Here is a 9746-nt window from a genome sequence, read left to right as displayed (position 1 = left end):
CAGCGTTCGCACTCGCCAGGATTCTGTCCCCGCTTCCTCGACGGTGCGGTGCGCACGTAGTTACGTCGGGGCTTGGTCGCCTCCTCCGCACGCCGGGTGCAGGGCCGGCACAGGCCGTCGCGGCCCATCATCTTGTGCCCCGCGATACTTTTCCGGGACATCGGGGCGCAGCATTCCGTGCAGTGCGTGTTCTTCGGTGCGGGCTCCTTCTCCGGCGTCAGGCCGAGCATGTCCAGGAACGTCCTCAGCTCGTCGGCGTTCTCGGCGTAGTGGGCAGCGGTGCGCCGCGCTTTCGCCTGCTCCTCGGCGCTGTTCGGCGTCACCTCCCCGACACCGCCACGGAAGTTGACGATCAGCTGGTTGGTGTCGGTCACGAGGTTCTCCGTCCCTGAGCCGCAAACACGGTCACGGGCACGCGGCTGGCCTGCTTCACCATTTGGGTGATGACGATGGGGTCGAATCCCATGCGGACCAGCCCAGTGGTCAGGGCTTCCTGGTCGGCCTCGGTGAGATACCGGTGATGCTCGGTCACCACGACACCCCCGTCTGCTCGTCGACCCACTCGTCATGTCCGCGGTCCCACGCCGCGGTGTCGTCGAACTCCTCCAGCTCCTCGTCCTCGACGGGGGCGCCGGAGTAGTCCCTGCCCTGCCCGAGCCAGATGCACGACAGGGCACCGGCGATGAACCCAGCGGCGATCAACTCCCAGGCGTAGGCGAGCAAGTCGCTCAGGAAGGTCACGACGCACCTCCGATCACCTTCGGCGCCTGCGGTTCGCTGCGGTTGATCACGGCAGCGCGGCGCAACGCCAGATCGTTCTGGCAGTCAGTGCAGTTGCAGAACGCGTGCATGCACACATGCATCCGGAATCCGCTGCGCTGCTGGGTGGCTTCGATGCGCTCGAACCACGGCTCACGCACAGTCATCACCCCCGAGGTCGGTTGCCTCGGCGACGGTGTCGAGCAGGGAGAACGGGGGCATGGCGTCAAGCCAGTGCTCTGCGGCGGCGGCCAAGGCGAGTTCGTGCACGGGGAGTTCGGCGACCTCGGTCCGCTCGGTGCGCTCGGCGGCGGCTTCGTAAGAGCGAAACCAGGGCTCACGCGCGGTCATCGGGCACCTCCCCTGCGGGGAAGCTGGACACCTCGCGGACGGTGTTGCACCATAGGCACTGCACCGACGGTGTCGGCGTCAGGTCACCCAGGTCACGCCACACGTGCTCGCACGTCTCGCACAGGTACTGATAGAGATCGGCGCGCATCTTGTGGTGGTATTCGGTGGTCCCATTGACGGCGAGGAAGCCCTCCAGTCGCCACAGCCAGCGGCGGTCGAAGTGCGTGGCCAGCGGTTCACCGTCGGGGCCTTCGAGATCGCGCAGCATGTCCGGCGCACGGTTCATCCAGTGGTTGGGTTCGGTCATCGCTGCACCTGCGCTTCCTGATCGCCAGTCGGCATCTGGACCGCGACGACCTTCCCCTGCTCGGTGGTGAAGGACGCTCCGCGCTCGGCGAGGAAGTCGAACAGGAGGCCGAACTGGGCACGCGCGGAATCCCGCTCAGCTTCCAGCTCGGCGGCGCGGGTGCGCAGAGCGAGCAGCTCTTTCGCCATTGAGGCGACACCTCTGGCTTGCGGTGTCCGCTCATCGGGATACAGGTCAGCGCCCTCGGCGATCCGCCGCAGCTGCTCGTCCGTGCGTCGAGTGGTCTGGTTCTGGCTCATCGGGTCTCGCCCTCCTCCTTGTAGAACCGGCACACCCCGCCCAGCGGGAACGTCTCGTCGTGGGTCTCGCACCAGGCGAAGGGATACGGGTCCTGCGTGTACATGTCGCAGGGCAGCGCCTGGATCCCGGCGACCTGCTCCGGTGTCGCCGCGACGAATTCCTGACTCATCGGGTCTCCCCCTCGTCGTTTCGGTCTTCCCAATCGGGCTTGGCGTCGGCGTAATGCCAGTCGTTCCAGTCGTCGGCGGGCGGAACCTTCCGCTTCGGCATGGGACGCTCATGCGCCAGCCAGTGCGCGAACGCCTCCACGCGTTCCGGGATGTGCGGGTGAGGCAGATGCAGGTTCATGACTCACCCCGCTCCGGCAGCCCCAGCACGATCCGCGCGAACTCGCCCTCCGACTGCTCGCCGGAGGCGAAGCCGTTGCGGTTGCCGACGCCGGACGGAACCCAGCCAGCCGCAACCAGCCCCTCGGCTTCGTCGCGGGTCAGGCGACGCTCATAGGCTGGCGAGCACAGGTGATCCACCAAGCCCTCACGGGTCGCGAAGACCGGCGTGATCGGGGAGCCTTCGGACACGGTCTCCCACAGCTGCCAGCCCTCACCGGTCGGCGGTTCGGTCGGCTCCCACGCTTCGGCTTCGGCGCGCTGACCCGGGTACTTCTCGACGCTTCCGTGTCCGTTGCAGGTCGGGCACCAGCCCCACTTCTCCGGCATGCCCGCGAGGCGAAGCAGTCCGCGCGTGATGGCGGCTCGGTTCTGCGCGAACGGGCCGAGCCGGATCTTCCGGTTGCGTTCGTACTTGTCGTCTTTCACGAGCGCTTGGGCGAATTCGATGATGTCGGCGGACGGCCGTACCACCTCGTAGTCCACCCATATTCCGCGCTGGGCCAGAATGTTGTCGCGGTTGACCGGCGGGTAGGTGTCCTTCTCCAGCCACGGATGCATCGGCTTGCCAGCAGCCTTGTCGGCCACGTCCTCCACGAGCTGGTCGAGCATCAGGGCGATGCGTTCGATCCACTGGTGCGCAGGGGTGGCACCTCGGCCGTAGCAGTCCCGGCAACGCTCCTCGTGGAACTTCTCCGGGGTGAGGTAGCCGCCCCATACCTCATTCAACGGCCAGTCGAAATCGACCGGGACACGGCGCACTTCGCGGCTCACGCGGCCACCTCGAACTCGTGGCTGCCCACGGGGTCCTCGGTGTACATGTCGAACAGCAGCTTCTCCAGGGCGTCGTCCGTCGCGCAGGTGGCGACAGCGACGGCGGTGAGGTGGTCGAACGAATCGGGCGGTTGGGCCAGGAGCTGGAGTACGTACGCCTCGTAGGCGTCGGAGTGCACGGTCATCGTGTAAACTCGTTTCTCGTTGTGGAGTTACGGCCGTCGAGCGCACACTCGGCGGCCAATCCCGTTTTCAGGACGGGAAGTTGGGGGCACACCCCGAATCACCGTGATCGCCAGCACTGGGCGATTCGGGGTGTGCGACCTCACCTCCAGGGCTGACGCCAGCCGGGGATGAGGGGTTCAGGGCGTCGTAGGCGATGCAGTAGCTGCACCACTCCGCCCGGCTGATAGGCAGGTCGGAGCAGGAGAACGCCGCGTCGCCGTTCGAGCACGGGTTGTCAGCGATCTGGAACAGCGCGTCGTACCAGCGCCGCATCGCGGCCGTCTGCTCGTCGGGCACGTCCCGGCGGGGCGCGGCAGGGGGTACCGCAGCCTCACCGCCGGGACGCCCACCCTCGGCAGCAGGCAGGGGGGTTACCGCGCCGAGGGAGTCGGAGGTTTCGCCGTTCGGCCCCCACGTGGCGGGGTCGCTGCACTCACACGTCTCGTGCATGGCGTACTTGCACGGCCAGCACCAGACTCCACCGGCCAGCCCGTCGTAGTAGTCGGCGAGAGCGCCGCAGTGGCAGCGCTTCCACGGCAACGGGGTGGCCGGGAACCGGCGAAGGTCCAGTAGCCAACCCAGCCGGGAGGCGATCGTGAACAGGTCTCTGACGGTCACTTCCGCCTCCCCCGGGCCGCATAGGACTGGAACAGGAACAGGGGGAAGCCGAGGATGGAACCCGCCGCGGCGGCAGCGAACAGAGTGATCACGACGCACCGCCCGGGATGCCGGTGATCTTCATGTGGCCGACGCCATCAGCGGGACCGCAGTAGAAGTAGGCGCACTGCACCTTCCGCTTCCCACGGTTGCGTCGGGTCCACCAGATCGGCTGGAAGTGCTCGTCCCAGAGCACGACCATCCACGGGCGCGGACGGTGCGGGCGACGCACCTTCATGCGCGGGAAGAACGTGCGGACGCGGGGCTTCTGGCCGTGGCTCATGCCACACCGCCGATCTGGCGCGGCAGCTCCAACGTGCCGTTGGCGTCGATGTACCGGAAGATCCGCTCCCACGCGTAGTCCTGGCCGCGCGCGGTCAACTTGCCCGTGACCACGTTCCGGCCGGACTCGGTCGTGTCCTCCTTGTTGACCGCGTAGCCCTTCTCGATCGCCCACGCCGTCGCCTGCCCGGCGTCCGCTCGGTTACCGCGCGCGAACAGGCCGAGTTTCTTGGTCGACAGGAACGTCATCACGTGGTCCTGCTTCACCGTAACGCCGTGCTGGTCCTGCGCCCATTGCTTCACCTCGCGGAAGAACTGCTGGCGGGTCTTCAAACCCGATCCGCTGGCGTGGTTCTTGGCGCGCTCCACCATCGGGCGCTCCGCCTCGATCTGCTCTTGCAGCGCCAGCCGGGCCGCCCGTTCCGCCTTCGCAACCTGGGCCACCTCGATCAGCTTGTCCAGCGCCGTGTCCGGGTTGGTGAGGTCCATCTCCGCTTGCGAACCAGGAGCGATGTACGCGCCACCGGTCTTGCGGATCGTGGGGAGGACTTCGTCGGTGAACCAGTCCTGAACCGCCTCGGCGTTGCTCGCGTTACTCCGCATGATGAGGCGGTTCACTCCGCCCTCGCTCGCGACCAGCATCCGCTGAGTTCCGCTGGGGGTACTCACTTCTGAGTACCCCTGCTGATGTGGGCGGAGCAGCCGCGCGGCGTTGCTGGCATCCCGGTAGCCGAGGATCTTCGCGGCGTCGGATACGACGAACCAGGGCTCTCCGTCGATGAGGACGGAGCGTACCTGCGCGCCCTCGTACACGAACAAGACCAGATCGGCGCTCATGCCGCCGCTCCCTTCTGTGCGGCTGCGGCCTTCCGACGACGGATCTGCCGCCACACGCGGACGGCGTTGTCGAGGTCACCGGGCTTGAAGTGCTTCATCTGCTCCTCGATCCACGCCTCCATGACGGGATCGACGGCGGGACGCGGCGCGCTCACGACGCCTCCCTCGACCGGTCGTCGTCGACCTGGACCAGCTTGCGAGGGTCGATGTTCAGCACCTTTGCGACAGCGCTGATCTCGGTGAGCGTCCACGGATTGACGCCACGCACTCGACGGCGGAAGGTAGTCATCGGAATGTCCGACAGTTCCGCGATCCGCTGCTCGGCTAAGCCGGAGTCTCGAATCGCTTTTCTGATGCGCTGCGCCACCTCGCGCGGCCATCCGGCGGTACTTGCCATACGGTCGAGTCTACGACCATTTGGCAAGTCCGTCTAGCATTCGCAGCATTGCGTTTTGGGAGGACATCCCCAGTTCCTGGAAACGTCCTCTTTTCCATATGGCAACTAAGGCTCTACTCTTCTGGGGTGGCTACGAACCCTCGCGACATCGGGGAGCTCACCCTGATGGTCGCCGCCGAAATACGCTCACAGCGGGCGGCGCGGAGCATGAAACAGGACGCTCTAGCTGAGGCTGCGGACATCAACGTGGCAACACTGAGCCGAATGGAACGCGGTCAGCGCGCGATCGATCTGGAGCAGGTCGATAGGATCGCGCGTGCCCTGGAAATGAGGACGGCCGACTTCATAGACTCGGCGATCAAGCACGCCGAGGAGCGCGCGAAGAAGGACGAGATCTACCTGCCGGACGGATCGATGGACCCGGCCATAGCCAGCAACGTGCCCACCTCGTCGGAGCAGGCGGAGAAGCTGCGTCGGCGCAAGCGCTCGTCGTAGGGGTGGCGAACACGGACGTCCGTCGCCCATCCAATGCCCGGGAAGTACTGCCAGTCGGTCAAGGCATCTCGACCCCGCAAGCCGACCATCGTCGCCATCACCACGACGAGATCGCACTGCACTCCGGTTGCGCCCTCACGGGGAACTGCTTCAACGGACTGACCTAGCTGGATCACCGTTCCCACGATCGCCCAGTCGCCTTGAATGGCAACTGTTCCGCACGGCTCCGAAACTGTTATACCGACCAGTCTGGCGAGATCTTCCGGTGCTGAGCCTAGGTCGGGTTCCATGCTGGTCATGAGACCATCCCCGATAACGAGCCTGCCCCATCCGCATCCACGTCGTCACCCCTCAGCTACCAGGCCCCGCCCTGATCGTCCAATTATCAACCGTGGATCAGATCATAGTGAGTGCTGGTCGGGACGCCTATAGTTTTCAGGGGGAATCCTGCATGTATTTCCAGACGGTAACGGGGGCGATCATTGGCAAATCTCCAGCAAGCCATGGGATTCGACTCGTGGTACGCATGGAACTGGCTACACCTGAGCCCGGGAACGCCCACGATATGACGCTGTTGGGTCAAGACCGATTCATGCACCGGTCATGCGCAGTTCACGAACTGCGCTGTCGTAGCAAATAATCCGGAAAATCCGAATCGTTACCGTGTCGTGAGTAACGACACCGGATATACCTCCACGCCGATCGGACTGAACCGGCCCGCCTTGCCGACGCGCACGATCGTCACCTGCGCCGCTGCCCTGATCGTGTCCCGCTTCTCCGGGATCTTCATACCCGCCCACTCTGCACGTGCATTCGGACCGAGCACCCGCCGCAGCGCCGGATCAACCACAGCACCAGCGGAGTTCACCCGCCGCAGCGCCGCGTCGATCTGATCCTCCAGCGGCTCCACGAACTGCGCCACCGTCAACGCCGACATACGCGTCTTCGCCGCGTCACGCACGAACGTCGCGATCTCCGTGCGCAACTGCTCGATCAACGCTAGGTCGGCGTCCGCCGCGCTCCCGCCGCCGTCGTCGCCCGCCTCCAGCTTCGCCAACGTCGCCGGCTGCTCGAACAACCGCAGCAGCAGCTCCTGCACAAACCGGTCGACCTTCTCCATATCCCTTGCGACATGGTTGTACTTGCGACACGTGTACGCATCCCCGTGGCGCAGCGACCGTGCCCGCTTGTGGTCGATCACCCCAGGCTCCCCCATCTCAAGGCACACCCCACACCGTGCGATGGAGCTCAACAACCACCGCGGTTCGGAGCCGCGCTGACTCAACCGCTTCGGGTTGTTCAGCAGGGAAGACAAGCGCGGATACAGCTTCGGGTCCAGGGCAGGCTCCCAATTCCCCTCGCCAACGATCTCGCCATAGTGCACACGGAACCCGAACGTAGTCGGCGAGGTGAGGAACCGCTTCACATCGCGGGGATCGAAGCTCCGCCCGTCGGCGGCCATCCACTCCGCAGCGAGGTCTCGGCTGATCGACCTCATCGACTCCCCCTGAAGCGCGCGGTCGGCGGCGATCCGGAGGATGCGCGCCTGCTCCAAGTGCACCTTTCGCTTCACTGGCTTGCCCGTCCTCGGGTCGCGTTCGATCACATACCCGGGCGGCTGTTTGCCGTGCTGCTTGCGCTCTTTCAGGTTCACGTCCATCGCGCGCATCACCCGCTTCCTGGTTTTGCCGGCCTGCTTCGCGCCGTCGAGGATGTCCTGCCATACATGGTTACGGTCGTCGTCATCATCCATGTCGTAGGTGCGCTCGTCGTAGTACAGCCGCACCTCCCGTTCGGCGAGCAGGTCGCAGAAGTCGCCGAACACCTTCATGTCACGGGTGATACGGGAAGGCTCCCACACCACCAGCACGTCGCCCGGCCGCAGTACGTCCGGCAGCCGTTTGAACGACTCCCGTTCGCCCTTCGAATGTCGGGATGCGCCTCTATCGTTGTCCATGAGAGTCGCTGCGATCGGCCAGCCTTCGTACTCGCAGTTGTCGGTGCAGGCGTCGATTTGCTCCTTACAGGAGCGGCCTCGGCCGGTGTCGTCCTTGGAGACGCGGGCGTAGATGACGGCTCGCTCGATGGGCTTCCTCGACCGCGAGCGACGGGAATGTGCTGCCATGCAGGGACTTTAACACCCCCGCTATTGACAAGTCAGTTGGGAGAAATTCGCGCGCTATTTCGATGTCGAGATCCGCCAGATCCCATTACGCGGCGAGCGGCTCACCATGAACCCCGACGACCTCGCCCAGTACTGCGACGCGAACACCATGATGGTCGTGCCCACCTTCGGGCAGACCTATACCGGCCTGTTCGAGGATGTGGCCGGGATCAGCGCGGCGCTCGACGCCTTGCAGCGGGAGAAGGGCCTGGACATCCCTATTCATGTCGACGCGGCCAGTGGCGGCTTCCTCGCCCCGTTCGCCGCACCGGATCTGGTCTGGGATTTCCGGTTGCCCAGGGTGAAGTCGATCAACGCTTCCGGCCACAAGACCGGGTTGGCCCCACTCGGCGCGGGCTGGGCGATCTGGCGCGAAGCCGGCGACCTGCCGGAGGAGTTGATCTTCGACGTCGACTACCTCGGCGGCAGCATGGCCACCTTCAACCTGAACTTCTCCCGGCCCGGCGGGCAGGCGATCACGCAGTACTACCAGTTCATCCGGCTGGGGCGCACCGGCTACGCGCGGGTGCAGTCCACGATCTACCGCGCGGCGCAGCACTTGGCCGCCGGAGTGCGCGCGCTCGGGGTCTTCGAACTGATCCACGACGGCGACCCGCAGCGCGGCATCACGGCGGTGTGCTGGCGCCTGACCGGCGATCCAGGCTTCAACCTCTACGACCTGTCCGACCGGCTGCGTTCCCGAGGCTGGCTGATCGCCGCCTATCCGCTGCCCGCCGACCGGAACGACGAAACGGTGATGCGGGCGGTGCTGCGCCACGGCTTCACCATCGACATGGCCGACCTGCTGCTCGCGGACCTCGGCCGCTGCATGCGGCAGCTACGGCACCGGCCGTTCTCGACCTCGCTCACGCGCGCCGAGGCGGGCGGCTTCACCCACAACGCGGCGCCCGCCGTGGCGAACCCGTCGATCGCCGCGTCCTGAGCAATGACAGCGCCGCCGCCCGGCTACGCCATTCGCGGGCGGCGGCGCCGATCGGCCGCGCGAAGGCGGTCCCGACCGGCCGCGGGCGATGGAACCGACCCACCGTCGCCCGCGGCGTCAGTCATGCGGCCCGAGCCGCCGCGAAGGGCTCCCACCGGTAGGTGGCGCCCACCGCACCGTGGAACAGCGCGAGGTCGACGGCGTCGAGCACGGCTTGGCGCGGGCCGGACCGCCCCAGCTGGGCGGCGGACACGGCCAGCCGCAGCACCCCGCCGCGACGGGCGGTGCGCCCGGCGCCCATGACCAGGGCACGGCACCACCACGGTTCCGCGCGGAAACCCTCGCCGATGCCGTACACCCTGGCCTTCTGCGCCGTGTTGCGCTCCAGGTCGACGATCGACGTGAGGCCGAGCGCCAGCCGGAAACCGGCTCCTGGCAGCGCCTCCAGCGCCCCCGACGAGGCATCCCAGCGGGGAGCAGCGAACAGCCGGGTGCGCAGGTCGGCCTGCTCCAGCACCCGGTCCGCGGCGGTCAGCCGCAGCCGCGCCTCGTGTCCGGGCAGCGTGGCGAACTCGGCGCGCCGCCGCTTGGTGGCCGCCTGGTCGTAGCCGTGCAGCACGATCGCGTCGCCGCGAGCCCGCCTGCCGCGCAGCCAGGCCTGCGTCGCGGGATCCTCGAGCAGCCGGTATTTGCCCTTCAGCCGCGGCGCGACCAGCAGCGAGAGCGGCACGCCGCGCCGATCCATCTCTTCGGCGAATTCGATCGCCGTGTCCCGGGTGGTGTCCCTGATCCCGGAAATCGACACGATCAACTCAGCGTTCATGACCCCACGGTGCCAGCCGCACGTGTCCGTGATGTGCAGCCTGTAT

At 66.6% G+C, this 9746-nt stretch carries 19 protein-coding genes and 1 pseudogene; 2 read left to right on the top strand and 18 right to left on the bottom strand.

The window, feature by feature from the left end:
* From ACWEO7_RS11340 to ACWEO7_RS11265, 16 genes are all read right to left on the bottom strand, one after another.
* On the bottom strand, positions 1 to 374 hold a 374-nt coding region (locus ACWEO7_RS11340), incomplete at its 3' end, for a hypothetical protein (RefSeq protein WP_452422737.1).
* The gene (locus ACWEO7_RS11335; protein WP_452422735.1) at positions 371 to 532 is read right to left on the bottom strand and encodes a hypothetical protein; all 162 of its coding nucleotides are present in this window, start codon (positions 530 to 532) and stop codon (positions 371 to 373) included. The genes ACWEO7_RS11340 and ACWEO7_RS11335, both read right to left, overlap by 4 nt.
* Positions 529 to 741, bottom strand: coding sequence for a hypothetical protein (locus ACWEO7_RS11330; RefSeq protein WP_452422733.1), 213 nt, complete (start codon positions 739 to 741; stop codon positions 529 to 531). The genes ACWEO7_RS11335 and ACWEO7_RS11330 overlap by 4 nt, the downstream gene beginning before the upstream one ends.
* Positions 738 to 920, bottom strand: coding sequence for a hypothetical protein (locus ACWEO7_RS11325; RefSeq protein ID WP_452422731.1), 183 nt, complete (start codon positions 918 to 920; stop codon positions 738 to 740). The genes ACWEO7_RS11330 and ACWEO7_RS11325 overlap by 4 nt, the downstream gene beginning before the upstream one ends.
* Positions 913 to 1110: a hypothetical protein gene (locus ACWEO7_RS11320; protein ID WP_452422729.1), complete on the bottom strand. Its 198-nt coding sequence runs from the start codon at positions 1108 to 1110 to the stop codon at positions 913 to 915. The genes ACWEO7_RS11325 and ACWEO7_RS11320 overlap by 8 nt, the downstream gene beginning before the upstream one ends.
* Complete coding sequence (locus ACWEO7_RS11315; protein ID WP_452422727.1) at positions 1097 to 1417, bottom strand: hypothetical protein; 321 nt, start codon at positions 1415 to 1417, stop codon at positions 1097 to 1099. Before ACWEO7_RS11315 ends, ACWEO7_RS11320 begins: the two co-directional genes overlap by 14 nt.
* The gene (locus ACWEO7_RS11310; RefSeq protein ID WP_452422726.1) at positions 1414 to 1716 is read right to left on the bottom strand and encodes a hypothetical protein; all 303 of its coding nucleotides are present in this window, start codon (positions 1714 to 1716) and stop codon (positions 1414 to 1416) included. Before ACWEO7_RS11310 ends, ACWEO7_RS11315 begins: the two co-directional genes overlap by 4 nt.
* Positions 1713 to 1886 carry a hypothetical protein gene (locus ACWEO7_RS11305; RefSeq protein ID WP_452422724.1) on the bottom strand — a complete coding sequence of 58 codons (174 nt, stop codon included), beginning with the start codon at positions 1884 to 1886 and terminating at the stop codon, positions 1713 to 1715. Before ACWEO7_RS11305 ends, ACWEO7_RS11310 begins: the two co-directional genes overlap by 4 nt.
* Positions 1883 to 2065 carry a hypothetical protein gene (locus ACWEO7_RS11300; RefSeq protein ID WP_452422723.1) on the bottom strand — a complete coding sequence of 61 codons (183 nt, stop codon included), beginning with the start codon at positions 2063 to 2065 and terminating at the stop codon, positions 1883 to 1885. Before ACWEO7_RS11300 ends, ACWEO7_RS11305 begins: the two co-directional genes overlap by 4 nt.
* A complete protein-coding gene (locus tag ACWEO7_RS11295; protein ID WP_452422721.1) occupies positions 2062 to 2877 on the bottom strand; it encodes a hypothetical protein in 816 nt (271 codons plus the stop codon). Before ACWEO7_RS11295 ends, ACWEO7_RS11300 begins: the two co-directional genes overlap by 4 nt.
* Positions 2874 to 3062, bottom strand: a complete 189-nt coding sequence (locus ACWEO7_RS11290; RefSeq protein WP_452422719.1) for a hypothetical protein — start codon at positions 3060 to 3062, stop codon at positions 2874 to 2876. The genes ACWEO7_RS11295 and ACWEO7_RS11290 overlap by 4 nt, the downstream gene beginning before the upstream one ends.
* A 67-nt stretch (positions 3063 to 3129) precedes the next feature.
* A complete protein-coding gene (locus tag ACWEO7_RS11285; RefSeq protein WP_452422717.1) occupies positions 3130 to 3720 on the bottom strand; it encodes a hypothetical protein in 591 nt (196 codons plus the stop codon).
* 88 nt (positions 3721 to 3808) lie between these two features.
* Entirely contained in the window at positions 3809 to 4042 is a 234-nt protein-coding gene (locus ACWEO7_RS11280; protein WP_452422715.1) for a hypothetical protein, read from the bottom strand.
* Positions 4039 to 4878 carry a BRO-N domain-containing protein gene (locus ACWEO7_RS11275; RefSeq protein WP_452422714.1) on the bottom strand — a complete coding sequence of 280 codons (840 nt, stop codon included), beginning with the start codon at positions 4876 to 4878 and terminating at the stop codon, positions 4039 to 4041. Before ACWEO7_RS11275 ends, ACWEO7_RS11280 begins: the two co-directional genes overlap by 4 nt.
* Positions 4875 to 5033, bottom strand: a complete 159-nt coding sequence (locus ACWEO7_RS11270) for a hypothetical protein (RefSeq protein ID WP_450081156.1) — start codon at positions 5031 to 5033, stop codon at positions 4875 to 4877. Before ACWEO7_RS11270 ends, ACWEO7_RS11275 begins: the two co-directional genes overlap by 4 nt.
* Complete coding sequence (locus tag ACWEO7_RS11265; protein WP_452422713.1) at positions 5030 to 5275, bottom strand: helix-turn-helix domain-containing protein; 246 nt, start codon at positions 5273 to 5275, stop codon at positions 5030 to 5032. Before ACWEO7_RS11265 ends, ACWEO7_RS11270 begins: the two co-directional genes overlap by 4 nt.
* 165 nt (positions 5276 to 5440) lie before the next feature.
* On the opposite strand from ACWEO7_RS11265, the gene ACWEO7_RS11260 reads away from it, so the two are divergent.
* Complete coding sequence (locus ACWEO7_RS11260; protein WP_452422711.1) at positions 5441 to 5770, top strand: helix-turn-helix domain-containing protein; 330 nt, start codon at positions 5441 to 5443, stop codon at positions 5768 to 5770.
* 658 nt (positions 5771 to 6428) lie between these two features.
* Here ACWEO7_RS11260 and ACWEO7_RS11255 read toward each other — a convergent pair.
* Positions 6429 to 7895, bottom strand: coding sequence for a recombinase family protein (locus tag ACWEO7_RS11255; RefSeq protein ID WP_452422709.1), 1467 nt, complete (start codon positions 7893 to 7895; stop codon positions 6429 to 6431).
* A 40-nt stretch (positions 7896 to 7935) separates the two neighbouring features.
* Here ACWEO7_RS11255 and ACWEO7_RS11250 point away from each other — a divergent pair.
* Positions 7936 to 8877 (top strand): annotated as a pseudogene (locus tag ACWEO7_RS11250) (pyridoxal-dependent decarboxylase); the annotation flags it as partial.
* A gap of 121 nt (positions 8878 to 8998) precedes the next feature.
* Here the strand turns inward: ACWEO7_RS11250 and ACWEO7_RS11245 are convergent.
* Complete coding sequence (locus ACWEO7_RS11245) at positions 8999 to 9700, bottom strand: DUF2334 domain-containing protein (protein ID WP_452422707.1); 702 nt, start codon at positions 9698 to 9700, stop codon at positions 8999 to 9001.
* Between the last annotated feature and the right edge of the window lie 46 nt (positions 9701 to 9746).

This window comes from Nocardia sp. NPDC004260 (assembly GCF_053603155.1).
Note: the sequence above shows the minus strand (reverse complement) of the source record. Positions and strands in the feature narration are given on the sequence as shown.